Origin of the sequence: Sphaerisporangium sp. NPDC005288 (genome assembly GCF_040607475.1) — a bacterium.
Lineage (GTDB): Bacteria > Actinomycetota > Actinomycetes > Streptosporangiales > Streptosporangiaceae > Sphaerisporangium > Sphaerisporangium rhizosphaerae.
Window position 1 is genome coordinate 1 of the sequence record NZ_JBEXGT010000069.1, and the last position, 25059, is coordinate 25059.

24 protein-coding genes are annotated in these 25059 nt (G+C 73.0%); 11 read left to right on the plus strand and 13 right to left on the minus strand.

The window, feature by feature from the left end; genetic code table 11:
- Positions 1–3233: SbcC/MukB-like Walker B domain-containing protein (locus ABZU32_RS38395; RefSeq protein WP_354931064.1), on the plus strand; the 3233-nt coding region annotated here is incomplete at its 5' end.
- 93 nt (positions 3234–3326) lie between these two features.
- The gene (locus tag ABZU32_RS38400; protein ID WP_354931067.1) at positions 3327–3608 is read left to right on the plus strand and encodes a WhiB family transcriptional regulator; all 282 of its coding nucleotides are present in this window, start codon (positions 3327–3329) and stop codon (positions 3606–3608) included.
- Positions 3609–3693: 85 nt separating this feature from the next.
- Here the strand turns inward: ABZU32_RS38400 and ABZU32_RS38405 are convergent, their stop codons facing one another.
- From ABZU32_RS38405 to ABZU32_RS38440, 8 genes are all read right to left on the minus strand, one after another.
- A complete protein-coding gene (locus tag ABZU32_RS38405; protein WP_354835527.1) occupies positions 3694–4614 on the minus strand; it encodes a carbohydrate ABC transporter permease in 921 nt (306 codons plus the stop codon).
- Between the two features lie 16 nt (positions 4615–4630).
- Entirely contained in the window at positions 4631–5704 is a 1074-nt protein-coding gene (locus tag ABZU32_RS38410; RefSeq protein WP_354931070.1) for a sugar ABC transporter permease, read from the minus strand.
- Between the two features lie 4 nt (positions 5705–5708).
- Complete coding sequence (ngcE, locus tag ABZU32_RS38415; RefSeq protein ID WP_354931073.1) at positions 5709–7136, minus strand: N-acetylglucosamine/diacetylchitobiose ABC transporter substrate-binding protein; 1428 nt, start codon at positions 7134–7136, stop codon at positions 5709–5711.
- A gap of 161 nt (positions 7137–7297) precedes the next feature.
- On the minus strand, positions 7298–8050 hold the full coding sequence (locus ABZU32_RS38420) for an SIS domain-containing protein (protein WP_354835521.1): 753 nt from the start codon (positions 8048–8050) through the stop codon (positions 7298–7300).
- A 5-nt stretch (positions 8051–8055) separates the two neighbouring features.
- Positions 8056–8940, minus strand: coding sequence for a MurR/RpiR family transcriptional regulator (locus tag ABZU32_RS38425; RefSeq protein WP_354931076.1), 885 nt, complete (start codon positions 8938–8940; stop codon positions 8056–8058).
- Positions 8941–9068: 128 nt separating this feature from the next.
- Complete coding sequence (locus ABZU32_RS38430; protein ID WP_354931078.1) at positions 9069–9272, minus strand: hypothetical protein; 204 nt, start codon at positions 9270–9272, stop codon at positions 9069–9071.
- Positions 9269–10423, minus strand: coding sequence for an inorganic phosphate transporter (locus ABZU32_RS38435; RefSeq protein WP_354931081.1), 1155 nt, complete (start codon positions 10421–10423; stop codon positions 9269–9271). Before ABZU32_RS38435 ends, ABZU32_RS38430 begins: the two co-directional genes overlap by 4 nt.
- 176 nt (positions 10424–10599) lie before the next feature.
- Entirely contained in the window at positions 10600–10956 is a 357-nt protein-coding gene (locus tag ABZU32_RS38440; protein WP_354931083.1) for a helix-turn-helix transcriptional regulator, read from the minus strand.
- A gap of 139 nt (positions 10957–11095) precedes the next feature.
- On the opposite strand from ABZU32_RS38440, the gene ABZU32_RS38445 reads away from it, so the two are divergent.
- Positions 11096–12193, plus strand: a complete 1098-nt coding sequence (locus tag ABZU32_RS38445; protein ID WP_354931085.1) for an NADH:flavin oxidoreductase/NADH oxidase — start codon at positions 11096–11098, stop codon at positions 12191–12193.
- A 93-nt stretch (positions 12194–12286) separates the two neighbouring features.
- Entirely contained in the window at positions 12287–12859 is a 573-nt protein-coding gene (locus tag ABZU32_RS38450; protein WP_354931087.1) for a DUF2087 domain-containing protein, read from the plus strand.
- 52 nt (positions 12860–12911) lie between these two features.
- Here the strand turns inward: ABZU32_RS38450 and ABZU32_RS38455 are convergent, their stop codons facing one another.
- The 4 genes from ABZU32_RS38455 to ABZU32_RS38470 form a co-directional block, all read right to left on the minus strand.
- On the minus strand, positions 12912–14432 hold the full coding sequence (locus tag ABZU32_RS38455; RefSeq protein WP_354931089.1) for a cytosine permease: 1521 nt from the start codon (positions 14430–14432) through the stop codon (positions 12912–12914).
- 82 nt (positions 14433–14514) lie between these two features.
- Complete coding sequence (locus ABZU32_RS38460; RefSeq protein WP_354931092.1) at positions 14515–15426, minus strand: DUF72 domain-containing protein; 912 nt, start codon at positions 15424–15426, stop codon at positions 14515–14517.
- Positions 15427–15493: 67 nt separating this feature from the next.
- Positions 15494–16804 (minus strand): NAD(P)/FAD-dependent oxidoreductase, encoded by a 1311-nt coding sequence (locus ABZU32_RS38465; protein WP_354931095.1) that lies wholly within the window; start codon positions 16802–16804, stop codon positions 15494–15496.
- Between the two features lie 144 nt (positions 16805–16948).
- The gene (locus tag ABZU32_RS38470) at positions 16949–17362 is read right to left on the minus strand and encodes a cupin domain-containing protein (protein WP_354931097.1); all 414 of its coding nucleotides are present in this window, start codon (positions 17360–17362) and stop codon (positions 16949–16951) included.
- A gap of 224 nt (positions 17363–17586) precedes the next feature.
- Here ABZU32_RS38470 and ABZU32_RS38475 point away from each other — a divergent pair, with 224 nt between their 5' ends.
- From ABZU32_RS38475 to ABZU32_RS38490, 4 genes are all read left to right on the plus strand, one after another.
- Positions 17587–18435: an aldo/keto reductase gene (locus tag ABZU32_RS38475; protein WP_354931100.1), complete on the plus strand. Its 849-nt coding sequence runs from the start codon at positions 17587–17589 to the stop codon at positions 18433–18435.
- Positions 18436–18618: 183 nt separating this feature from the next.
- The gene (locus ABZU32_RS38480) at positions 18619–19920 is read left to right on the plus strand and encodes an extracellular solute-binding protein (RefSeq protein ID WP_354931103.1); all 1302 of its coding nucleotides are present in this window, start codon (positions 18619–18621) and stop codon (positions 19918–19920) included.
- Positions 19920–20795, plus strand: coding sequence for a sugar ABC transporter permease (locus ABZU32_RS38485; protein ID WP_354835496.1), 876 nt, complete (start codon positions 19920–19922; stop codon positions 20793–20795). Before ABZU32_RS38480 ends, ABZU32_RS38485 begins: the two co-directional genes overlap by 1 nt.
- The gene (locus ABZU32_RS38490) at positions 20785–21609 is read left to right on the plus strand and encodes a carbohydrate ABC transporter permease (protein ID WP_354835494.1); all 825 of its coding nucleotides are present in this window, start codon (positions 20785–20787) and stop codon (positions 21607–21609) included. Before ABZU32_RS38485 ends, ABZU32_RS38490 begins: the two co-directional genes overlap by 11 nt.
- A gap of 74 nt (positions 21610–21683) precedes the next feature.
- On the opposite strand, the gene ABZU32_RS38495 is transcribed toward ABZU32_RS38490, so the two are convergent.
- Positions 21684–22541: an SDR family oxidoreductase gene (locus ABZU32_RS38495; protein ID WP_354931106.1), complete on the minus strand. Its 858-nt coding sequence runs from the start codon at positions 22539–22541 to the stop codon at positions 21684–21686.
- 115 nt (positions 22542–22656) lie between these two features.
- Here ABZU32_RS38495 and ABZU32_RS38500 point away from each other — a divergent pair, with 115 nt between their 5' ends.
- The 3 genes from ABZU32_RS38500 (at position 22657) to ABZU32_RS38510 (ending at position 24882) form a co-directional block, all read left to right on the plus strand.
- Entirely contained in the window at positions 22657–23064 is a 408-nt protein-coding gene (locus ABZU32_RS38500) for a helix-turn-helix domain-containing protein (protein ID WP_354931109.1), read from the plus strand.
- Positions 23065–23182: 118 nt separating this feature from the next.
- Complete coding sequence (locus ABZU32_RS38505; protein WP_354931112.1) at positions 23183–23992, plus strand: MBL fold metallo-hydrolase; 810 nt, start codon at positions 23183–23185, stop codon at positions 23990–23992.
- 326 nt (positions 23993–24318) lie between these two features.
- Positions 24319–24882, plus strand: a complete 564-nt coding sequence (locus ABZU32_RS38510) for a snapalysin family zinc-dependent metalloprotease (protein ID WP_354931115.1) — start codon at positions 24319–24321, stop codon at positions 24880–24882.
- Positions 24883–25059: the final 177 nt, after the last annotated feature.

Below are 25059 nucleotides of genomic sequence, written 5' to 3' on the forward strand. Positions count from 1 at the left end.
CCGCCCAGCCCGCCGCCTCCGCCCAGCCCGCCGCCTCCGCCCAGCCCGCCGCCTCCGCCCAGCCCGCCGCCTCCGCCCAGCCCGCCGCCTCCGCCACGCTTGACGGTGCCGCGCCCGCCGCCTCCGCCTCCGCCGCCTCCGCCGCCTCCGCCGCGCCTGACCCCGGCGGCTTCGCCGCGTTCGCGGCGTCCGCGTTGCCGGGAGGGTGGGCCGTGGCGACCCCGGCGGACCTCGCCGTGCTGGAACAGACGCTGGCCGCGGCCGGCGAGCCGGGCGCGCCCCGGCTGCCCGAGGCGTTCGGCGAGCTGACCGAGGAGCGCCGCGCCGAGGTGATCGAGGCCAGGGCGCGGGTGCGGGCCGAGCACGCCCGCGTGAGCGCCCTGCTGGGCGACCTGCGCGCCGAACGCGACGCCGTCGCGGCCGAACGCGACGACGCCCCGCCCGGCGAGGCGGGGCACTCCGGCGGCCGCGGAGGCGAAGGCGGAGAAGGCCAGGCACGTCCCGCCGGCCGGGGCCGATCTGGAGATCGGCAGGCGACCGCCGGGGAGGAATGGGCGACCGCCGGTGAGCGGCGGGCGATCGCTGCGGACGAGCCACGGGCCGCTGGGGACGAGCCGCGGGCCGCTGGGGACGAGCCGCGGGCCGCTGGGGACGAGCCGCGGGCCGCCGTAGATGGGTCGGCGACCGCCGGGGAGGAGCGGGCGGGGGCGCCGTTGTGGCGGCTGGTGCGGTTCGCCGACGGGGTGGACGAGCGGGCGGCCGCCGGTGTCGAGGGAGCGCTGGAGGGCGCCGGGCTGCTCACCGCGTGGATCCACCCCGACCCCGCTCTGACCATGGCCGAGCTGGCCGCCGGCGCGTCGGGCCGCTATCTGGTGGCCCTCCCCGAGGAGCGCCGCCCCGGCGGCCGCACGCTCGCCGCCGTCCTGATCGCCGAAGACCAGGACATGGTGCCCCCTGAGGTCGTCGAGACCGTCCTGCGCTCGATCGCCCTCGGCGACGACCTGGCCGGCGCCTTCCCGGTGGTCAGCACCGACGCCCGGTACGGCCTCGGGCCGCACCTCGGCGGCCGGCCGAAGGCGGCGGCCGAGTACATCGGGGCCACGGCCCGCGCGGCGCGCCGTGCGTCCCGCCTGGCCGGCTACGACGGGCTCATCGCCGAGGGTGCCGCCGCCCTGGCGGGCCTGGAGGAGGAGTCCGAGCGCCTCGCCGCGCTCGTGGCCGGCTTCGGCCGTGCCAGGAAGGAGCTGCCCGGCACCGCGCCGGTCGTCGCGGCGGCGCGCGGCCTCGCCGACCGGGCCACCCGCCTGGCCGTGGCCCGCGCGCGGCTGGAGCAGGCCGGCGGGGAGCTCGACGGGATGGTCGCCGAGGTCGGCGCGGCCGGCCGCAGGCTCCGCCAGGCCGCCGCCGAGCTGTCGATGCCGCGCGACCCGCGCGAGGTGGACGCCGTCGCGCAGGCCCTGGACGACCTCACCCGCGCGGCCGAGGGGCTGCGCGCCGAGCGCGACAAGGCCGCCACCGCGCAGGGAGACCTCGCCGAGCGCGAGCGGACGGCCGAGCGGCTGGGCGGTGAGCACGCCGAGGCCGCCGCGGCGCTCGCCGCCCGCGAGGCCGCCCATGCGGTGCTGGCCGAGCGGCTGGAGACGCTCGAGCGCACCTTCGACGCCGACCTGCGCGACGTGCTCGGCCGCATCGCCGAGACCGAAGGGCTGATCGAACGGGCGCGCGCGGCCCGCGACGAACGCGACCGCGCCGCCACCAGGGAGCGCGAGGCCGAGGTCCTGGCGGGGGCCGAGCTGGAACACGCCCGCGAGTCGCTGACCGGCGCCTTCGAGGCGCTGGCCGGGCAGGTCGCCGAGCTGGTCCCCTACACCCAGGCCGACCTGCGCCCGCTCGCCGGCGTCGCCGACACCACCCCGTGGCCGAGGGAGAACGACCCCCGGGGGCCCGAGCAGGCCGCCAAGTCCGTCGCCGACCTCATGCTCGAAGATCCCGCGCCCGGCCCGCTGGAGAGCGTCCGCGCCACCCTGCCTCCCGACGCCCTGACGATCATCGATGCCTTCGAGGCGGCGACCGGGGGAGGGCGCGCCGTCACCGAGGCCACCCTGAAGAACACCCTCGATCGCGTCTCCAACGGGCTTCGCGACTTCCAGGCGGCACTGGAGCGGTGCCAGGAGGACTACCGGCTCGACTGGGAGCCCGGCGCGGTGCTGACCGTCCACGTGATCGACGCCGACGGGCGGGTTCCGGTGGCGGCCTTCGCCCGCGGGGTCGCCGAGCGCGCCGCCGAGCAGGGCGTCCTGCTGGAGGACCGCGAGCGCACCGTCCTCGAGGACGAGCTGCTCGCGGGGCTGGCCCGGCAGATCCACGCCCGCGTCGCCGCAGCCAGGGAACTGGTGCGCGGCATGAACGCCGACACCCGGTCCAAGCCGATGTCCTCGGGCACGACGATCGGCATCCGCTGGGTGCAGTCCGACCGCATCGACGACGCGCAGCGCGCGGTGGCGGGGCTGCTGGTGCGCGACGCCGACGCCCTGGGACGACAGGGGCTGGCGACGCTGCGCGGGCACCTGCGGCGGATGATCAGGGACCACCGGGGCCGCCACTCGCGGGCCACCTACAAGGAGGCGCTCGCCGCGGCGCTGGACTACCGCTCCTGGTACACCTTCGAGCTGCTGATGGCCCGGCGCGGCGAGCCGGAGGTGCGGCTGACCCGGGCCAGGCACTCGCAGATGTCCGGCGGGGAGAAGTCCGCCTCGATCCACCTGCCCCTGTTCGCCGCCGCCAACGCGCTGTACTCCTCGGGGCGGGCCTCGTGCCCGCGGGTGATCGCGCTGGACGAGGCGTTCGCCGGCATCGACGACAACTACAAGCCCGAGCTGCTCGGCCTGACCGTGCGCTTCGGCCTGGACCTGCTCATGACCGGCCACGACCTGTGGTGCACCTACCCGACCGTCCCGATGATCGCCCACTACGACCTGATGCACGACAGCGAGCTGCGCACGGTCTCGACGATCCTCGCGCTGTGGGACGGCGCCCAGGTGTTCGACGCCGACGCGGGATACGCCGGCAACGACGAGCTGGTGGAGGAGCTGCTCGGCTTCACCCCCCGCCGCCATGTGCCCCCCGGGTCCGCCCAGGAGGCCCTGTACGCCGACGAGGAGGACGAGGAGGAGTGGGGCTCAGCGGTTCCGGCCGAGGTAAACGGACCGAATCCGGAAAAACGGACTCCTTAAATTAATTCCACAAAGATGTGTCAACCCCACCAGAGCGGGCACGCGAACCCTCGGCAGAGACCGCATAACGCCACTCACTCTCATGGGATAGCTATGGTCATCCAGGACACCCTCATACCGGCCGTTTCGTGGCTGCGCCGTGCCGCCTGCCGCGGTGAGGACCCCGAGCTGTTCTTCCCGATCTCGGCGAAGGGTCCCGGTTACGCCCAGCACGAACGGGCGAAGGCCGTGTGCCGCCGCTGCCCGGTGCGGAACGCGTGCCTGGACTACGCGGTGCGGACCGGCCAGGAACACGGCATCTGGGGAGGGACCGACCCCGACGAGCGCCGGGCCAGCCTCGCCAGGAGCCGCGACAGGTTCGTGCGCACCGGTTAGCGCCGTGCCCGGACGGCCGGGCCGGGCCCGGCCGTCGCGTCGTGCCGGGGCCGGCCGCGGGTGCGGCCGCACCCGCGGGGCGAGGTCATTTCAGCGCGCCCGCGGTGAGGCCGGCCTGGATCTGGCGCTGGAAGACCGTGTAGACGATCAACATCGGCAGGATCGCCATGCTGAGCGCGGCGAACAGCGCCGACCAGTCGGCGTCGTACCCCGCCGAGGTGGAGATGTCGGCGATGCCCTGAGTGAGCACCCACTTGTCCTTGGCCTGGCCGCTGAGCAGCACCAGGGGGATCTGGTACTGGTTCCACTGCCCGAGGACGTTGAAGATCGTGATGCTGACGATGCCCGGCCGGGCCATGGGCAGCATGATCTGGAAGAACACCCTGCTGTGGGAGGCGCCGTCCACGAACGCCGCCTCGGCGACCGCCTCGGGCAGCGTGCGGAAGAACGCCGACAGGAAGAAGACGGTGAAGGGCAGCGAGTAGGCGATGTACACCAGCACCAGCCCGCCGTGGGTGTCCAGGCCGATGAACCGGCCGATCACCGGCACGGCGCCCATGTTCTGCACCACGAAGAACAGCGGGGTCAGAGCCAGGTAGACGGGGAAGGCCAGCCCCGAGACGAACAGCAGGTAGATCGCCCGGTTGCCGCGGAACCGGTAGCGCGCCAGCACGTAGGCCGCCATCGACCCCAGCAGCATGGTGCCGAACGTGCCGAACCCGACGACGATGACGCTGTTGATCATGTAACGGCCGATGTGGGCGGTGTCCCACGCGCGGGCCCAGTTGTCCCAGCGCAGCGCCGCGGGCAGCGACCACGCGCTGCCGAAGATCTCGTCCTCGCTCTTGACCGAGGCCAGGAACGTCCACAGGATCGGCACCGCCACCAGGACCGTCCACACGATCAGCGCCAGGTGGGACAGCCCTGACAGCGGCCCGAGGCGGGCCCTGCGCCGCTCCCGCGACGCGCTCCGGCCGAGCGTCACCTTGCCTGCCTGCGAAACCATGTCGCCAGGCCTCCCTCTAGAACTCGATGCGCTCGCGTCGCGACAGGCGCAGGGTCAGTGCCGCGAAGGCGACCGTGAAGAAGAACAGCACCACGCCCAGGGCCGAGGCGTAGCCGAACCTGAAGTACTGGAAGGCGTTGCGGTAGATCTCGGCGGCCATCACGGTCGTGGAGTGGTCGGGGCCGCCGTGCTCGGCGGTCATCACCCACACGATGGCGAAGACGTCCAGCGCGGCGATGCCGAGGTAGACCAGCCCCACCTGGACGGTGTCCCACAGCAGCGGCAAGGTGACCTGGAAGAACAGCTGGGCGCGGCCGGCGCCGTCGATGCGCGCGGCCTCGTACATCTCACGGGGGATGGAGGCCATGCCCGCGGAGAACAGCACCACGTAGAACCCGACCGCCTGCCAGACCAGCACGCCGAGTATCGACCAGAACGCCACGTCCGGGTTGGACAGGAAGCCGACCGGGTCCAGCCCGAGCGCCATCAGGGGGGCGTTCAGCATGCCGCTCCTGTCCGGCCGGAACACCTGCTGGAACAGCACCGCGACGATCGCGACCGCCAGCACCTGGGGAAAGAAGAACACCACGCGGTAGAAGCGGGCGCCGAACACCCCGCCGTGCCCGCCGCCGGACTCCCCGCCCGCGTTGAGCAGGAAGGCGAAGAACAGGGCGATGACGATGGTCAGCAGCGGCAGCAGCACCAGCAGCAGCGCGTTGTGGCCGACGGCGGTCCAGAACACCGAGTCGGCGAACAGCCGGCGGAAGTTCTCCAGCCCGATGAACCTTGGGCTGGCGCTCACCCCGCGCCAGTCGGTCATCGCGATGTAGAACGCCTGCGCGTAGGGCGCGATCACGTAGGTCACGTACAGCGCCACCGGGAGCACCAGGAAGCCCGCGATGAACCGCGCCCGGAGGAGGCCGGCCCTGCGGATCACGGCGAACCGTCCGGGCGCCGGTTGGAGGCCGAGCTGGACATGGGACATCTGCTTTCTGTCGATGACGGCGGGCGGCGGCCCCGCCCGCGGGGCGGCCTGGCGTGCCCGGCGGACGCGCGGGACGGGGGAGGGGCCGCGGCCCCTCCCGCCCATGATCTCAGCGGGTGAACTTCTTCACCGAGGAGTCGCCCTTGATCTCGTCGGCCTTCTTCTGGCACCGGTCGGCCCACTCGCCGACCTTCAGCCGGCCCGCCATGAGCTGGCCGGTGGCGGCGGCCACCTCGTCGTGCAGCGGCTGGTACCACTGGCGGAAGCGGAAGTAGGTGGTGTTGGCGCCGGCGTTCTGCAGCGCCGTCGCCGCGGCTTCCAGACCCGGCGTCAGCTTGCGGCCCTGTGAGGCGCCCTTCACCACGGTCAGCGTGCTGAGCAGCTCGCTGAACCTGCCGGCCCCCTCTTTGGACAGCATGGCACGCATGTACTCCATGCCCGCGCGGGGGTTGGCCGACCTGGCGGCCACGAAGTACTCCTCGCCCGGCCGGGAGTGTACCGTGCCGTAGGGCAGGGCGTCGGAGCCGGAGAAGGACGGGAGCGGGAACATCGCGTAGTGGAAGTCCGCCGGCGTGGAGTCCTTCTGCTCGTTCTCCAGCCACGACCCGCAGGGCAGCATGGCCACCTGGTACTTGTTGTGCGCGGTCTGGGTCTGGATGTGGTCCAGGCCCTCGGTGCCCTGCAGCAGGTACTTGGCGCCGATCTCGGCGAAGGCGCCCGCGGCCTTGGCGACCGGCTCGGCCTTCCACGCCCCGTCGGCCAGGTTGTCGATGTTCTTCAGCACCTCGACGCCGCCGATCTTGGCGGCGAGGGTGAGGATGGTCTCGTAGATGTAGAACGGGTGCTTGCCGGCGTAGGTGAACGGCGCGCACTTGCCGGACTTCTTGATCTGCTCGCAGAGCGCGGTGAACTCCTCCCAGGTCTTGGGCACCTGCCAGCCGTTGTCGTCGAACAGCTTCTTGGAGTACCAGATGCCCCACACCGTGTTGGCGTACTCGAGCACGCAGTACTTGCCGTCGTAGGTGCCGAGCTCGATGGCCGAGGGCAGAATGGTGTCGCGCACCTTGACGTTCGGATCGTCCCAGCTCGGGGCGTCGAGCAGGGGGGAGAGGTCCTGCAACTGCCCGTCCTGGGCCAGGGCGCCGAAGTCCATCGAGTTGTCGCCGGAGTTGTTGACGAACTCCGGCGGGTTGCCGCCGGCGAACCTCGGCTGCAGGGTCTTGGCGATCTCCTTGGTCGCGGTGTGCTTGATCTCGACCTTGGGGTGCTTGGTCTTGAACAGCGGCTCGTGGATGGTCCTGGCGTAGGCGTCGCCGTACCCGCCGTCGAAGATCACCACCTCGAAGGGTTTGTCCTCGGCGAGTCCGAGCGGGTTGGCCGCGCTGGTGGGCCCGGTGGCCTGGGGCGCCGGGCCGGAGGGGCCGCCGCCGCCCGCCGGGGTCGCGCACGCCGACAGCGTGCCGGCGGCCGGGATCAGCAGTCCCGCGAGGGCGGCGCTGCGCAGCAGCTCGCGCCGGGTGACAGGGTTTTGCGCCATCAGTCCTCCTGGGGGGCGGGAGTCCCGGACCGCCGTCCCGGGGCCCGTGAGGCGGGCCCCGGCACGCCGGGCGGTTCTCTGGTCGAACCTGGTCGGGTCGTGTGCGGGTGGAAGGTCGCCTGGGCTGCGCGGACCGCGCGGACCGCGCGGCCCGGGCGCGGTCATCCGCCGCGGCGGATGCGTCCGGCGTAGCGGGCTTCCAGTGCCCGGTTGTGCTCGTCGCCGCCGAGGACGTTGGCCGAGCGGTAGATCGGCGGCGCCTCGCCGGCCTCCAGCAGTTCCCTGACCACCTCGGCGACGACCATCTGCGCGAGCAGGGCCGAGGTGATCGTCGACACCGCTCCGAAGGTGCCGCCGCCCGGGAGCGGGATGACGGCGTCTCCGTACGGGGCGCCGTTGTCCAGCACCACGTCGGCGAGGTCGAGCAGTTTGAGCCCGGTGGGGTGGCGGGACTTCATCTCGGAGCTGTGCCGCACCGAGGTCAGGGCGACGAGCTTGTGCCCGCGCTCCTTGACGATCGAGGCCAGTTCCACCACCGAGCCGTTCACCCCCGAGCTGGAGATCATGACGAAGGCGTCCTGCGGCCGCACCGGCGCCAGCTCGTAGATGCGCCGGGCGATCGAGGGATCGCGTTCGAGCTCCGGCGAGCCGAGCAGGCCGGGCGGCTCCCCGCCGTACAGCACCAGGTCGCGCAGGGCCAGCCGGTTGGTGGGCACGAGCCCGCCGGCCCGCCCGGCGATCTCCATCGCGATCGCCTCGGAGTGGCCCGAGCCGAACGCCTGGATCACCCCGTCGCCGCGCAGGCAGGCGCACAGCAGCGTCGCGGCGTCGCGCACGGCCCGCTCTTGGCCGGCGGCGACCTCGCGCACCAGCGTCTCGACCTTCTGGACGTAGGCGGCGGCACTGATGTCCAATTCTCTCAGCTCCTCTCCACGCGGTGGCCTTCGACGGCCCTGATCGTCAGCTCGAACGCCTGGTCGGCGCGTTCGAAGGTGCGCTGGGCGACCGCGACGTACACCACGTCGAGGACGAGCAGCTGCGAGTGGACGGCGGCCAGGCCGCCGGGGCGGAACGTCGTCGCCCGGCTGGCGGTGGTCAGCACCAGGTCGGCGGCCTCGGCCAGCGGCGAGCGGGCGAAGGAGGTCACCGCGACGGTGGTCGCGCCGTGCTTGGCGGCCTCGGCGAGGGCCTCCAGCACCTCGCGGGTGCGGCCCCGGTGGGAGATGCCGATGGCGACGTCGCCCCGGCCGAGCAGCGCCGCGTCGGCGAGCGCGTCGTGCGGGTCGGTGAAGCTCCAGCAGGGCACCCGGATGCGGCGCAGGCGGCCCTCCAGCATGCCGGCCACGGCGCCGCTGGCCGACACGCCGAACAGCAGCACCCGGCCGGCGGCCAGCACGGCGTCGGCGACCTTGCCGACCACGGCCAGGTCGAGCTGGGCCGCGGTCTCCTGGATGAGGCGGGTGTCGGCCGCGGCCACCACCTCCACCACCGACTCCAGGGCGTCGGCGGGGCCGATCTCCCGGCCGACCCCCGCGCCCCAGTGCGCCTGGGCGGCGCGGCCGGTCTCGGTCGCGAGCGCCACCCGCAGCCCGGCGTACCCGGCGAAGCCGAACAGGCGGCAGAACCGGGTCACGGTCGCCGGGGAGCTGCCGCTGCGGCCGGCCAGCGCGGTGATCGTCGAGCGCGCCGCCAGGGCAGGATCCTCCATGATCGCCTCACCGACACGCCTGAGGGCCTCGGGCAGTCCAGGCAGTTCCGTCTGGATCCGGCCCAGCGCACCTCCGGTCACGGGCGTTCCTTTCACCGATGAGTGATCGGATGAAAATAATTGCCCACGACAGGCGTGATTAGCAAGGACGGTTTCATCACAAGTTCGGCTCGCCCCTCTTGCGCCCCGCCCGCGCGGGGGTTCCAGGGGCGAGCCGGAAGGGGCTACGCGGCGAGCATCACGTACAGGCCGAGGGCGATGGCGGCGGCGACGACGAGCAGGCACAGGCCCGCGGCGGCGCGGCCCGCGGGGCGGCCGGTGGACAGCCCGGCCAGGGCCAGGGAGAAGACCGCGGCCAGGCCGGCCCCCACGGCCAGCGAGGCGACCATGACCTTCCAGAGGGCGTCCAGGTCGATGTAGTCGTTCACGCGGCCCTTCCCTCTATCGCCGGGGCGGGGGCGAGCCGCCCGGTCCAGTCGGCGTTGACGTTGCCGGCGTGCACCGCGGTGCGGCGCGAGGCCAGGTACAGCGCCCCGGACAGCACCAGGGCGACGGCCAGGACGGCGGCCACCCCGAGCGTGCCGCCGATGCGGGTGGCGCCGGCCCAGGCGAGCGCGCCCACGGCCGCCGCCGCGGGCAGCGTGACCAGCCATGCCAGCAGCATCCTGGCCGCCACCCCCCAGCGCACCTCCGACAGGCGCTTGCCGAGGCCCGACCCGATCACCGAGCCGGTGCAGACGTGCGTGGTCGACAGCGGGAAGCCGAAGTGGGACGAGGCGAAGATCACCGCGGCCGAGGAGGTCTCGGCGGCGAAGCCCTGCGGGGTCTCGATCTCGGTCAGGCCCTTGCCCAGGGTGCGGATGACCCGCCACCCGCCCAGGTAGGTGCCCAGGGCGATCGCGCTCGCGCTGCAGACGATCACCCACAGCGGGGGACCGGCCTCCTTGGAGACCACGCCCCCGGCGATCAGCGCCAGCGTGATGATGCCCATGGTCTTCTGGGCGTCGTTGGTGCCGTGCGCGAGCGACACCAGTGAGGCCGACCCGATCTGCCCGTACCGGAACCCGCGGGACCGGGTGCCGTCGGGGACGTTCCTGGTCAGGGTGTAGACCAGGTAGGTGCCGAGGGTGGCGACCAGGATCGCCGCGACCGGGGCCAGCAGCGCGGGGACCAGCACCTTGGACACCACCGCCGCGCCCTTGACCGCCGAGGCGCCGGCCGCGATGAGCGTGGCCCCGACCACGCCGCCGATCAGCGCGTGCGACGAGCTCGACGGGATGCCGAAGTACCACGTCACCAGGTTCCAGGCCAGGCCGCCGACCAGCCCGGCGAACACGACGGTGAGGGTGATGGCGCCGCTGTCCACGATGCCGGTCGCGATGGTGGCCGCGACCTGGAGGGACAGGAACGCGCCCGCGAAGTTGAGCGCCGCGGACAGGGCGACCGCGACCTTGGGGCGCAGCGCCCCGGTGGCGATGGAGGTCGCCATGGCGTTGGCGGTGTCGTGGAAGCCGTTGGTGAAGTCGAAGGACAGGGCCGTGACGACGACGAGTGCCAGGAGCACCGTGTTCGCATCCATGGGGCTGATATGACGCCACGGGCGGCGTCTAATCCTCCGGCGGGCGGGACGGCCGAGAATTCATCTCCAGGTCGGCCGCTCGTCACCGCCGGCGCCGCGCCCGTGGCGGCGTCCACGTCCGCGCCGCCGCCCGTGCGGCCGGGCCGTCGCGCGCACCCTCGCGCGTGCCGGTTCCGTCAGTGGCCGTCGCCGAGGCGGCGGCACTGGGCGGCGTCGGCGTCGAGGATGGTGCCGAGCAGGCCGGGGAACAGCCCGTCGAGGTCCTCGCGGCGGAGCCGGTTCATCTTCGCCGTGCCCCGGTAGATCTGACAGATCACCCCGGCCTCGCGCAGGACGCGGAAGTGGTGGGTGGAGGTGGACTTGGTGACCACCAGGTCGATGGCCGAGCACGGCGCCTCGCCGTCGCGGCCGAGCGTGGCCAGGTAGCGCACGATCTGCAGGCGCATGGGGTCGGAGAGCGCGTGCAGCACCGCCTCCAGCCGGATCTCCCCGCACTGAGGATGCTCCAGCTCTCTGGCGGACGTCGACGTCACGGTGTTCCCTCCCTCGATCAGTGACCCATTGTACGACGGTCGCCGTAGTTTGACATTTACCGTAGTACGCCATGTATCGTACAAGCTGCCGCCCGGCACACGGGACGGAACTCCGGCCCTGACCTCAAGGAGCGAAGACGTGAGCGCGTTGTTCGAGCCGCTGACCCTGCGGAACCTCACCATCCCCAACCGGGTCTGGATGTCCCCGATGTGCCAGTACAGCGCGGCCTCCGACGGCCCCGGCCAGGGGGCGCCCACCGACTGGCACCTCGCCCACCAGGCGGCCAGGGCCGTCGGCGGGACGGGTCTGATCATCACCGAGGCCACCGCCGTGACGCCGGAGGGCCGCATCAGCCCCTACGACCTCGGCCTGTGGAACGACCGCCAGCAGCACGAGTTCACCCGCATCACGAGCTTCCTGCGCGAGCACGGCGCCGTGCCCGGCATCCAGCTCGCCCACGCGGGACGCAAGGCGTCCACTGACCGGCCCTGGCGCGGGGGCCGCCCTGTCGGGCCGCAGGACGGGGGCTGGCGGCCGGTCGCGCCCAGCCCGATCCCGTTCGCCGGCGGGCACCCGGAGCCCGCCGAGCTGAGCGTCGCGGAGATCGGGCGCGTCGTCGAGGCCTTCGCGCAGGCCGCGCGCCGGGCGCTCGCCGCCGGGTTCCAAGTGGTCGAGGTGCACGGCGCCCACGGATACCTGATCAACGAGTTCCTCTCGCCGCACAGCAACCACCGCACCGACGCCTACGGCGGCTCCCACGGCAACCGCGTCCGCCTCGCCCTGGAGGTCGTCGACGCCGTGCGCGCCGTCTGGCCCGACGACCTGCCCGTCCTGTTCCGCGTCTCGGCGACCGACTGGCTCACCGAGAACGCCGAGGACCCTCGCCAGGGCTGGACCGCCGAAGACACCGTGCTGCTGGCCAAGGAGCTGCTGGCCCACGGCGTCGACCTGCTGGACACCTCCTCCGGCGGCAACGCGGCGGACGCCCGTATCCCGCTCGGCCCCGGCTACCAGGTGCCGCTCGCCGCCCGGGTGAAGGCCGAGACCGACCTCCCCGCCGCCGCGGTCGGCCTGATCACCGAGCCGCGGCAGGCCGAGGAGATCGTCGCCTCGGGACAGGCCGACGCCGTCCTGCTCGGCCGCGAGCTGCTGCGCGACCCGTACTGGCCGAACCGCGCCGCCCGCGAGCTCGGCGCCGGACCGCGCTGGCCGCACCAGTACGACCGGGCCGTGTGACCGATCGAGTCCTCGACCAGTGCGAGGATCGACCTGGCGGGCCGTACCAGGGCGAAGGGACCAGGCCCGCGCGGCGTCGATCGGCTGGAGACCATGAGCGAGCACGACATCGAGGGCATCGGGGCGACGGGCGGAACCGGCGGGACCGGCGAAATCGACGAAGCGGTCAGGCGCGTCCTCGGCCTGCTGTACCAGGAGGACACCCTGCGCGTGCTGTCCGCCCTGGTCCTGCACGGGTCGGCGGACGGCTGCGGCCTCGCCCCGGACGTCGCGCGCCGGGCGCTGGAGCGGCTGGAGCGCGGCGGGCTGGCCGTGCGCGAGGGCGCGGGCTGGCGGGTGCGGCGCGAGCGGTTCCGTGAACTGCTGCACGCCGGCGCCAGGCCGCCCGCCGCGCCGGTCTCGGCCGAGGAGCGCGTCGTGCGCACCTTCCTGGTCGAGGGGCGCCTGCGGGCGATCCCGACGCGGCGCGAGAAGCGCCTGGCGGTGCTCAACTACATCGCCCGCGCGTTCGAGCCCGGCGTCCGCTACGCCGAGAAGGACGTGAACGTGGTGCTGCGCGCCTTCCACGACGACTACGCCGCCCTGCGGCGCTACCTCATCGACGAGGGCCTGCTCGGCAGGGAGAACAACGTGTACTGGCGCACCGGCGGCATCGTGGACGTCTGACGCCCGGCTCGCCCGCGGGGGACGGGCCGGCCGCCCCGGCGTCGGGAGCCGTTCAGGGGCGGGCGCCGGCGGGCTCGGCGTCCGGGCCGGTGGACGGCAGGTCCTCCTGCGCGCGGACGTGGACGCGGCGGGCGAGCAGCGTCGCCGCGAAACCGAGCACCAGCGCCACCAGCACGCCGAGGTTGGCGAAGGCCCAGGAGCCGGAGGTCCCGCCGAGCCCGAGCGGGCCGAGCAGGTAGCCCTGCCAGCCGAGCCAGCTCGCCGAGGTGTTGGTGACCAGGCCCCACCCGATGGCCGTGGCGACGACGACCACCGCCACCGGCGTCAGGGGCACGTCCCCGTAGCGGCCCGCCGGGCGGTACAGGTCGGCCTCGTCGTAGTCGCGGCGGCGCAGCGCCACGTCGGCCAGCATGACCCCGCACCAGGCGGCGATCGGCACGCCGAGCGTCGTCAGGAACCCGATGAACTGCCCGAGGAACGTGCCGCCGAAGAACACGATGTACACGGTGCCCGCGATCATCAGCAAGCCGTCGATCAGGGCGGCGACGTAGCGCGGCGCGCGCAGGCCGGCGGCCAGCAGCGCGAGCCCCGAGGAGTAGATGTCCAGCACCGCGCCGCCGACCAGGCCGAGGACGGCCACCGCGGCGAAGGGGATGAGGAACCAGGTGGGCAGCACGGTCGTCAGCGCGCCGATCGGGTCGGCGGCGATCGCCTCGTTGAGCCCCTTGGACGACCCGGCCAGCAGCAGGCCGAAGATCAGCAACACCACCGGGGCCAGCGACGCCCCGAAGGTCGTCCAGCCCACCACGCCCGCGCCGGAGGACCGGCGGGGCAGGTAGCGGGAGTAGTCGGCCGCCGCGTTGACCCAGCCGAGCCCGAAGCCGGTCATCATGAAGACCAGCGCCCCGATGAACGCCTGCGGGGGCCCGGCGGGGATGGCGGCGACCGCGTCCCAGTGGATGTGGCCGGCGACCAGGAAGATGTAGACCACGGTCAGCGCGCCGGTGACCACGGTGATGACCGTCTGCATGCGCATGATCACGTCGAAGCCCATGACGCCGCCCGCGATGATCAGCAGGGTCACCACGACGAGCGCGGCGAGCTTGGTCGGGGTGCCGCCTCCCCAGCCGAGCCGGTCGAACACCGTCGCGGTGGCCAGGGTCGCCAGGGCGGTGAGCACGGTCTCCCAGCCGACGGTCAGCAGCCACGAGATCGCCGAGGGCAGCCGGTTGCCCCGCACGCCGAAGGCGGCCCTGCTCAGCACCATCGTGGGCGCCGAGCCGCGCTTGCCCGCCAGCGCCACGAACCCGCACAGCAGGAACGAGAACAGGATGCCGGCCAGCCCGGCCGCGACCGCCTGCCAGAAGGAGACGCCGAAGCCCAGCGCGAAGGAGCCGTAGCTGAGCCCGAGGATGGACACGTTGGCCCCGAACCAGGGCCAGAACAGCTGCCGGGGGCGTCCCTTGCGCTCGGCGTCACCGATGACGTCGAGCCCGTGGACCTCCACCTTGAGCCCGCCGCCGCCCGCGCGGCCGTACGGCTGATCTATGGGTTCGTCCTGCGTGCCGGCCATATTTCCCCACCTGCCTCAGTTGCCGGGGAATGTATGGTCCCCGTCGCTCCACCGTCAAGAGCAACCGCGGCCCGGGGCCGGATCATCCTGTGGCGGGCGCCCCGGCGGCGAGCAGAGACGCCAGGTGGGCGGCGTTGCGCTGGGCGTTGTCGGCGCAGCAGTTGTTCATCAGCACGTGGACGGTGCGGGCGCGGGAGGCCAGGCCGGCGATGTCGACGGCCCACTTCTCCAGCTCCTGCTCCGAGTACAGGTAGCCGAACCGCTCCTCGATGACCTTGCTGGTCCACTTGTCGGAGTGGCCGTGGAAGCGGACGACGGCCAGGTCGGCGGTCGCCGTGAGCACGGGCGGGACCGAGGAGGGGTGCCCCTGCGGCATGTCGACCGCCACGTAGGGGATGCCGTGCTCGGCCAGGAAGCCGATGGTCTCGTCACGGCGCTCGGGAGCCATCCAGCCGGCGTTGCGGAACTCCACGCTGGCGCGCATGGGCCGGCAGCGTTCCACGCAGTGCAGCACGTAGCGCAGGCCGCGCTCGCCGGGGACCAGCCACGGCGGGAACTGCAGCAGGATGGCCCCGAGCTTGCCGGCCTCGTGCAGCGGCGTCAGCGCGCCGAGGAAGCGGCCCCAGACCTCCTCGGCGATGTCGGGGCCCACGTCGCGCAGGTAGACGGTGTCCTTGGCGGTGCCGAGCCGTTCGCGCAGGTCCTTGTACAGCGACCGCGTCCGGGTCGGGTGGCCGGTCAGCAGGGAGAAGGCCTTGACGTCGAAGGTGAAGCCGGGCGGGGTGCGGTCGCGCCAGGCCTCGGCGGTGCGCAGGGACGGGGGGTTGTAGTAGGTGGCGTCCACCTCGACCAGCGGGAACCGTGAGGCGTAGTAGGCCAGCCGCGCCGCGGGGGTGGTGGCGTCCTTGGGGTACCAGCCGGAGGTGAGCAGGCTCCGGTCGGTCCACGAGGCCGTGCCCACCAGGACGCCGGGACGTAGATCGTCATCGGGCATCCCGCCTCTCTACCACCACCGCCCGCGCCAAACACCGCCCAGGTGGGGCGGTGCCCGGCGGGCGCGGTCAGCCGTCCTGGGCGTGCGGGCGCTCGGGGGTGGTCGAGTCGAGCGGGACCGCCGAGCCGCGCACCAGGTCGAGCTGGACGGTCTGCCGGGGCAGCACCGCGTCCAGCAGCCAGTTCCCGGCGATGCGGGTGCGCCCGCCGGGCACGGCCAGCAGGTGGTATCCCCGCGTCACCGCCTTGGCGGCCAGGCCGGACAGCGGCACGCCGAGCGGATTGGCGGCCGCCTTGGCCCCGCCCAGGTCCACCACGAACCCCAGGTCGCCGTGCCGGTAGGGACGGCGCTCCTTGCGGCCGTAGGAGGCGGCGATGTTGTCGGCGGCGCGCGTCCCCTGGCGGGTGGCGTGCTGGGCGGTCATCGCCGTGTACTCGCCCGGACGGGTGAGGTCGGGCACCGCCGCCGCGTCGCCGCAGGCGAAGATCTCCGGACGCCCCGGGACCGACAGATACTCGTCCACGAGCAGCCGGCCGCGCTCGGTCGGCAGGCCGAGCGACTCGACCAGCGGGTCGGGGCGGACGCCGACGCACCAGATGAGCGAACGGGTGGGCACGAACTCACCGTCGGACAGCTTGACCCCGTCGGCGGTGGCCTCCGACACGGTGATGCCGGGCCGGATGTCGAGGCCGCGCCCGACGAGAGTGCGGTGCGCCGTGCGCGACAGGCGCTCGTCGAGCTCGGGGAGGATGCGGGGGGCCTTGTCGACCAGCAGCCAGCGGTCGGGCTGGTCGCGCAGCCCCGGCCGGCGGCGCTTGGCGTCCCGGGTGAGCAACTGGCCCTGCGCCGCGACCTCGGTGCCGGTGTAGCCGGCGCCCACCACGACGAACGTGCAGCGCGCCTCGCGCTCCTTGGGGTCGTCGCTCGCGTCGGCCAGCTCGATTTGGCGGATCAGGTGGTCGCGCAGGTACAGCGCCTCGGCGATGCTGCGGAAGCCGTGGGCGTGCTCGGCCACCCCGGGGATGGGCAGCAGCTTGTTCACGCTGCCGACCGCCAGGAGCAGCCGGTCGTAGCGCAGCTCGCGCCGGTTGCCCTCGGCGTCGGTGCACTCGACGCGGCGGGCGTCGGCGTCCACCCGGTCCACGGCGGCCAGCAGGTGCCGGACGCCGGGCAGGTTGCCCGACAGGGGGATGGCCACCTTGCGGGGGTCCAGGACGCCGGCCGCCACCTCCGGCAGCAGGGGGAGGTAGAGGAAGTAGTCGGTGGGGTTGACCAGGACGATCTCGATCGCGCCTTTGGCGAGGCGGGAGAGGCGGCGTGCGGCGGTGAAACCCGCGAACCCCGCGCCGGCGATGACGACGCGCTGCCGGTCGGCCATGGGCGGTCCTTTCCGCTCGAAGGGATGGGACGTCCGCTTCAGGTACCCGCCCGCCGGACCGGGAACCGCCCGGAAGTGAATCGGCTCACTCGGGCCGGAGGCCGCCCGGGAGCGAACCGGGGCGGCCGTCCTGTCAGCCGGTCGTCATGATGGCCCGGTCACGCGCAGGTGTCGTCGTTCGGCCAGCTCCTCCGCGCCGACCAGGGTCAGGATCGGGGTGCCGGGCGGCGCGAACATGGTCACCACCAGCTGCGACTGCGCGTCGGCGAGGTTGTTGGCGCCCTGGAGGTGGATCACGTCGCCCCCCGGCTCGAACAGCGCGTCACCGGCCCTGAGCACCCGGGGCGGCTGCCCCTCCAGCTCGAAGAGGATCTCGCCCTGGGTCACGTAGCCGAACAGCGGCCCGGGATGCCGGTGCGGCGGCGCGCCGGGGTCACCGGGCGGCAGGGTGACCCGGACGGTCCTGGCCTCGGCGCCGGCCGGGATCCGGGCCGCCGCCTCTGGCAGGGTCGCGATCACCTCGACCCCTGGGGGCAGGTGTGCGTGCTCAGCGCTCATGTGTTCCTCCGTCTGCGACAGGGACTGTCCAGTGTGAGGACCAGACGGCCTTCGCGTTTGTGACGGCCCGCGAGGAGGACATCTCTTAGTGGGAAGGCGCGCCGGGCCGGAGGACGGTCGTCCCGTGGAATACACCCGGCCTTCGGGGGATTGGACAGGTGCACCGCTGATCGGCCGATCAGCCGGCCCGCTACGCGCGCACGCGCCGCCGAGGAGTCCCGCACATGGCAGTACCCGCCGCACCCGCCGCACCCACCGTCAAGCTGGTCAACGGCGCCTCGATCCCCGCGATCGGGCTGGGCACCTACCCGATGACCGACGGCGAGGCCGAGGTCGTCGTGGCCGACGCCGTCCAGGCCGGCTACCGGCTGTTCGACACCGCCTACGCCTACGGCAACGAAGTGGGGGTGGGGCGGGGCCTGCGCGCCTCCGGAGTGCCGCGCGAGGAGCTGTTCGTCACCACCAAGCTGAACGGGGAGTGGCACGGCTACCAGGCGGCGCAGGAGGCGTTCCAGGCGAGCGCCGATCGGCTGGGCGTGGACTACGTCGACCTCTACCTGATCCACTGGCCGCTGCCCCGGCAGGACCGGTTCGTCGAGGCGTGGAAGGGCCTGGTCAAGCTGCTCCAGGACGGCCGGGTGCGCGCCATCGGCGTCTCCAACTTCAAGCCCGCGCACATCGACCGCATCGTGGCCGAGACCGGCGTGGTGCCCGACGTCAACCAGATCCAGCTCAATCCGGACCTCACCCGGGACGCCGCCCGCGCCTACCACGCCGCCCACGGCATCGCCACGCAGTCGTGGAGCCCGCTGGGCGGCAGCGGCACCGGGCCGCTGTCGGAGAAGGTCGTCACCGGCCTGGCCGAGCGGTACGGCAAGACGCCGGCCCAGATCGTGCTCCGCTGGCACCTGGACCTCGGCCTGATCACGGTGCCGAAGTCCGCGACCCCCGAGCGGGTCAGGGCGAACATCGACGTGTTCGACTTCTCCCTCACCGCCGAGGAGGTGGCGGCGATCAGCGCCCTGGACAAGGGCGAGGCCGCCGCCGTGGACTCCGACGTGGTCGGCCACTGATCTGTTCATCGGCCTGGTTTCGCTCGGCGGCCGGGGACGTGATAGCCGGCGATCTTGGGGTACATGGGTGATCGTGAGAGTCTCTACGACACGTCTTTACCTACTTATAAAGTAGGTCACCGTGATCCACCGGCCGTACGCCGCACGTCCCATGGAGCCCCGAGAGCGACAGGACGGAAGACGATGATCAGCAAGAGGGTCGCCGCCGGCGCCATCGCGTCGGGACTCATGCTCGCCGCCGCCGCGTGCGGGGGCACCGGCGCGCAACAGGGGTCCGGCGGCGCCGGCGGCTCCGGCGCGGCGGGCGGCACGTTCACCTACTGGACCAGCGGCTGGCAGCCGGCCCAGATCGCCGAGGTCGACGCGGCCTTCGACAAGGCCCACCCCGGCATGCACGCCAAAGGCGAGTACATCGCCAGCTCCGACCAGTACCTGCCCAAGGTCATCGCCGCGCTGAAGAACGGCACCCAGCCCACGGTGCTGCTCACGCAGAACCCCTCCGACCTGCCGATCCTCAACCAGAGCGGCAAGCTGATCCCGCTGGACGGCAAGCTCACCGCCGAGACCGACGCGCTGTACCCCGGCATCAAGGAGTCCCTGTTCCACAAGGGCCACCAGCTCGGCATGGCGCTGGCCGGAGTGGGCGACATCGTGCTGTTCTACAACAAGAAGGCCTTCGCCGACGCCGGCATCGCCAAGCCGCCCGCCACCTGGACCGAGCTGGCCGCCGACGCCGAGAAGCTCTCCGACCCCGCCAAGAACAAGTACGGCTTCTACGTGCCGCTCGGCGAGGCCGAATGGATCTCCTTCGCCTGGGCGCCGATGCTCTACGCCGAAGGCGGGTCCTTCCTCAACGCCGACGGCACCGCCACCGCCTTCAACAGCCCCGCCGGCGTCAAGGCCCTGACCACCTGGGTGGACCTGCTGAAGAAACGCGCGGCGCCCAGCACCAGCTACGCGCAGGCCGGCAGCTTCGACGGCGCCCCCGCGTTCGCCAGCGGCACCGTCGCCATGATCGTCAACGGCCAGTGGGCGGTGCCCACGTTCGAGAAGGCCGGCATCGACTTCGGCGTGGCGCCGATGCCCGCCGGCGCGTCCGGCACGGCCACGAGCCTCGGCATCGGCGTGGCGGCGCTGCTGAAGACCGACCCGGCGGCGGAGAAGGCCGGCCTCGCGTTCCTCAAGTTCCTCGCCACGCCCGAGCGGGGCGCCTACCTGGCGGTCAAGAGCGGCGGCCTGCCCTCGGACCCGGCCCAGCTCGAACAGCCGGAGCTCAAGAAGCACATCGACGGTGACCCGACCTACCCGGTGTTCGCCGAGGCCGAGAAGACCGGCAAGGTCCGCCCGATCACCCCGGCCTACAACGCGATCTCCCAGAGCCTGTGGACCGAGATCAACGCGGCGCTCAAGGGGCGCCAGACCCCGGCGCAGGCGCTGGCCAAGGCGGCGCGGGAGGGTGACGCTGCCCTGAAGAAACTCGGCTGATGCGGCGCTCGCGCCGCACCTGGGCGCTCGGGTACGCGTTCGTGGCGCCCACGGTGCTGCTGACCGTGCTGTTCTCGCTGGTGCCGCTGGCCATGCTGCTGTGGCGCAGCCTGTACAGCGGCGGGGTGTTCGACGTCGAGCCGCGGTTCGTCGGCCTGGACAACTACGCGGACATGCTCGGCGAGGGCGGCGCCCGGGCGCTCGGCGTCACCGGCCTCTACACCGCCGGGTTCGTCGTGCTGACGATGGGCGCCGGGCTGGTGCTGGCCCTGCTGCTCAACTCGCGGGCGCCCGGTGTGGCGCGGCTGCGGGCGCCGTTCGTCATCCCGCTCGTCGTCCCGGTGGTCGCGACCGCGCTGATCTGGGCGAACATGTTCGCGCCGCAGTTCGGGCTGATCAACCGGCTGCTGAGCGCGGTCCGCCTGCCGCAGGCGGACTTCCTGTCCTCCCCGGGGCTCGCGCTGGCCGCCGTGCTGACCTTCGGCGCCTGGCAGTTCTTCGGGCAGAACGTCATCCTCTACGTCGCGGCCCTGAAGTCGGTGCCCCGGGACGTGCTGGACGCGGCCAGCGTGGACGGCGCCGGGGCCTGGCGGCGCTTCCTCCACGTCCAGTGGCCGATCATGCGGCGCCACACCCTGCTGATCTGGGTGGTCACCACGCTCACCGGCCTGCAGACCTTCACCCAGATCTACGTGCTGACCCAGGGCGGCCCGGACGGCGCCACCCAGACCGCGCTCTACTACGTCTACAACGAGGGGTTCGTCCAGTTCGACACCGGGCGCGCGAACGCCATGGGGGTCGCGCTGTTCCTCATCTCGCTGCTGGTCACCGTGACGCAGATCTGGCTGCTCGGGCGGGTCGACCGTGCCCGCTAGCCTGGTCGCCCGCCGTTCGGTGGTGTACGCGCTGCTCGGCCTGGCCGTGCTCATCGTGGCCTTCCCACTGGTGTGGATGGCGGTGAGCGCGCTGAAGACCGACGCCGAGATCATCAACCCGGCCGCGCCGCTGTGGCCGCGCGACCCGCAGTGGTCCAACATCGGCCGCGCGCTGTCGCAGGCCCCGTTCGGCCGGTGGTACCTCAACACCGCGATCTTCGGCGTGGCCGCCACCGCGGGCCAGCTCGCCAGCGGGCTGCTGGCCGGCTACGCCTTCGCCATGCTGGACTTCCCGGGCAGGCGCCCGCTGTTCCTGCTCGCGCTCAGCGGGCTGATGGTGCCCTTCAGCGCGATCATCGTGCCGATGTCGCAGCTCCTGGGCGACCTCGGCTGGCTGAACACCTACCAGGGCCTCATCGTGCCGAACATCGCCTCGGCGCTGGGCGCGTTCCTGTTCCGGCAGTTCTTCCTCGGCACGCCGCGCGAGCTCGGGGAGGCCGCCCGCATCGACGGCGCCTCGGAGCTGCGCGTGTTCCTCAGCGTGTACGCCCCGCTGGCCCGGCCGGTCGTCGCGGCGCTGGCCATCATCCTGTTCCTGCAGAACTGGAACAACTTCCTGTTCCCGCTGATCGTGGTGAACACCACCGACATGGCGGTGCTGTCGCAGGGGCTGTCGGTGTTCCAGAGCCAGTTCACCACCCAGTACAACCTGATCATGGCGGCGTCGCTCATCACGATCGTCCCGGTCCTGGTGGTGGCCGTCGCCGCCCAGCGCCACATCATCGAGGGCATCACCCTCGGCGCCCTCGACTGAGGGCGCCGAGGGGCGCTCCGCTCCGCGCGGCATGGCCGCCGCCGGGCGGGACGGTCGCGCTCCCGGTGAGGGCGTCAGGCGTCGCCGAGAAGGGCGGCAACCGTGTCGCGCAGGGGCGTGGTGGGCCGCCCGATGAGCCGGCGCAGCTCGCCCGTGGCGTCGCCGATCTCTCCCTTGGCGATGGCGACGTCGAAGCCGGCGTAGGCGGCGGCGAGCTCGGGCGGGAGCCCCGCCTCGGCCAGCAGCCGCTCGTAGTCCTCGACCGGCAGGTCCTGGTAGGAGACCGGTCTACCGGCGACCGCGGAGACCTCGGCGGCGAGCTCGGGCAGGCTCCAGGCGAGGTCCCCGGACAGCTCGTAGACCGTGTTCTCGTGCCCCTCGCCGGTCAGCACGGCCACCGCGGCGGCGGCGTAGTCGTCGCGGGTGGCGCTCGCGACGCGGCCCTCGCCGGCGCTGCCGAAGATGGAGCCGGTCGCGGCGCCCTGCGCGATCGCCGCGGCGTGGTTCTCGCTGTACCAGCCGTTGCGCAGGAAGGTGAAGGGAAGGCCGGAGGCGCGGATGTGCTCCTCGGTGGCCTTGTGCTCGGGCGCGATCGAGACGGTCGCGGTGTCGGCGTGCAGCAGGCTGGTGTAGGCGATGCGGGCGACCCCGGCCTCGACGGCGGCGTCCACGACGGCGACGTGCTGCGGCAGACGGCCGCCCACCAGGTCCGAGGAGATGAGCAGCACGACGTCCCCCGCCCCGAAGGCCCCCTTCAGCGTCTCGGGCCGGTCGTAGTCGGCCTCGCGGACCAGCACGCCGCGGGCGGCGAGGTCGGCGGCCTTCTCGGGGCTGCGCACGGCCGCCACGATCTGGCCGGCGGGGACGCGTTCCAGCAGTCCTTCCACGACGCGGCGGCCGAGCTGCCCGGTCGCGGCGGTGACGACGATCATCTGTGCTCCTTCGTTGGCGACATCTCGCGGGAAGGTTAGTACTAACTTTCAGAAAGTGCTAGTTAGAAGTTAGTACGGTGCGACACGCAGCGCGGTGACGGCGTAGGCTGCGACCATGAACGAGCAGGGCACCGCCCAGGCCGAGGAGCACGGGCGGCTCATCTTCGACGTGTTCGCCCGCGGATGCCCCTCGCGCGAGACGATGGAGCACATCACCGGCCGCTGGGGCATCCTGGCCATGCTCGCGCTCAGCGAGGGCTCCTACCGCTTCAACGCGCTGCGCCGCAGGGTCGACGGGGTCAGCGAGAAGATGCTGGCGCAGACCCTGCAGGCCCTCGAACGCGACGGCCTGATCCACCGCGAGGCGCAGCACACCATCCCGCCCCGCGTGGAGTACAGCCTCACCCCGCTCGGCCAGGAGGCCGCCCGTCGTCTGCTCGGCCTGTACGAGTGGCTGGGGGGCCAGATGCCCAAGATCATGGAGGCCCGCGACCACTACGACGAGGCCAGGAACCGCGCCTGACCCGTCCGCGCGCCCTGCCCTCCCGCCCTCCCGGCGCGACCGGCGGGCGCCCATGGTGGCATAAGAGGTGAGGCCAGGCGGGTGACGCCAGGTCCACAGGGGAGCGGAAGGAGCCGATATGACGGGGCGCATCGGGGTGAACCGGCAGGAGTGCGCGGTCACCGTGCTCGGCGGGCCCACGACGGTCATCGACATCGGCGGCCTGCGACTGGTCGCCGACCCCACGTTCGACGACCCGGGGCCGCACGCGTACCTGACCAAGCTCACCGGTCCCGCCGCCTCCGAGGACGAGGTCGGCCCCGTGGACGCGGTGCTGGTCAGCCACGACCTGCACCCGGACAACCTCGACGACCGCGGGCGCGCGTTCGCGCTGGCCGCGCCGGTGCTGCTGACCGGGCCGGCGACCGCCCGGCGGCTCGGGCCGCCGGCCATCGGGCTCGCCCCCTGGACCACCTACGAGCTCCCGCGCGCCGACGGCGGCGGGCGCCTTTCGGTCCACGCCCTGCCCGCAGTGCACGGCCCGCAGGACGGGGCGCGTGACGAGGACGGCCACGTGAACTGCGAGGTCACCGGCTTCCTGCTGGCCGGCCAAGATCTGCCGACCGTGTACGTCAGCGGTGACAACGCCTCGCTCGGCGTGGTCGCCGAGATCGCCCGGCGGGTGGGGCCGGTCGACGCGGCCGTGCTGTTCGTCGGCGGGGCACGGGTGCCGCAGAAGGAACGCGGCCGGCCTCTCACGCTCACCAGCGAGCGCGCCGGCGCGGCCGCGGCCGTGCTGGGAGCGCCGATCGTCGTCCCCGCGCACTACGACGGATGGGCGCACTTCAGCGAGGGCCGCGCCGACATCGACCGGGCCTTCGACGACGCCGGGCTGACCACCCTGCTGCGCGGCGGCGAGCACGGCGAATGGATCCCCCTGACCCTCTGACACAACGCCCTGTCCCCGATCCACGCCCCATGACGGCACCGCCGCGCGGGGCCCGTCCTGTGGTGCGTTCGGGGGACATTCGCGACTGCTTTGTCGTGACGGTTCCGCGTGCCGCCCCATGACGCGACCGGCGGCATCGAGGTGCGGCTGTGCGGCGATCCATAACGCGGTGGTAGGGGGGAACTGGCGTATCCCCGGGTGGAGGGCGGCGCGCGTACGTTGGCGGGAGCCTCACCCGAGGACTCCGCAGGTCGCGGGCCGCTGTGCCGGTGATCCCTTCGGCGTGCCTCGCGGTGGCCGTCCCCACCTTGAGGAGACCCGATCCCGTGTCACGAATCCTTCGCACCGTCTCGGCTCTGCTGCTCGGCCTGGCCTTCCTCGTCACCGTGTCGCCCGCCCCCGCGGCCTCCGCACAGGCCGGCGCCGCCGTCCGCGTGCTGCGGTACGACGCGACCCGCGCCGCCGAGTTCCGCACCGTCATGGACCAGGCCGCGCAGGTGTGGAACGCCAGCGTGACCAACGTCCGCCTGGTCGCCGGCACCCCCGCCGACTTCGTCGTGCTCGCCGACAACGGCTGGCCGCGCACGCAGATGGCCGGCCTCGGCCGCGGCACGATCTGGATGGGCCGCGAGGCGACCGCGGAGGGGTACTACCCGCTGCGCATCGCCACCCACGAGATGGGGCACATCCTCGGCCTGCCCGACCGCCGCACCGGCCGCTGCAGCGACCTGATGTCCGGCTCCAGCGCCCCGGTGAGCTGCACCAACGCCAACCCGAGCGCCGCGGAGCGCACGGAGGTGAACGCGAACTTCGCCGGCTTCGCCAACCTGGCCGAGTTCGACAGGCTGTACGTCGACGGCCCGGACGCCGCCCTGGCTCCGGCGCGGTAGCGGGCCGTCGCGCGCGCCCGCCTGGTGAGCCGGCGAGTGGTTCCCGGCGGTACGTCGGCCCGCTCGGCCGAGCTGGTCGGTTCCGGTGGCGAGCCGGACCGGTCGGCTTCGACGGTGCGCCGGTCCGGCCGTTCCACCGACCATGGTGGCCGGTCGCCAGGGGAGAGCGCGGCGTGG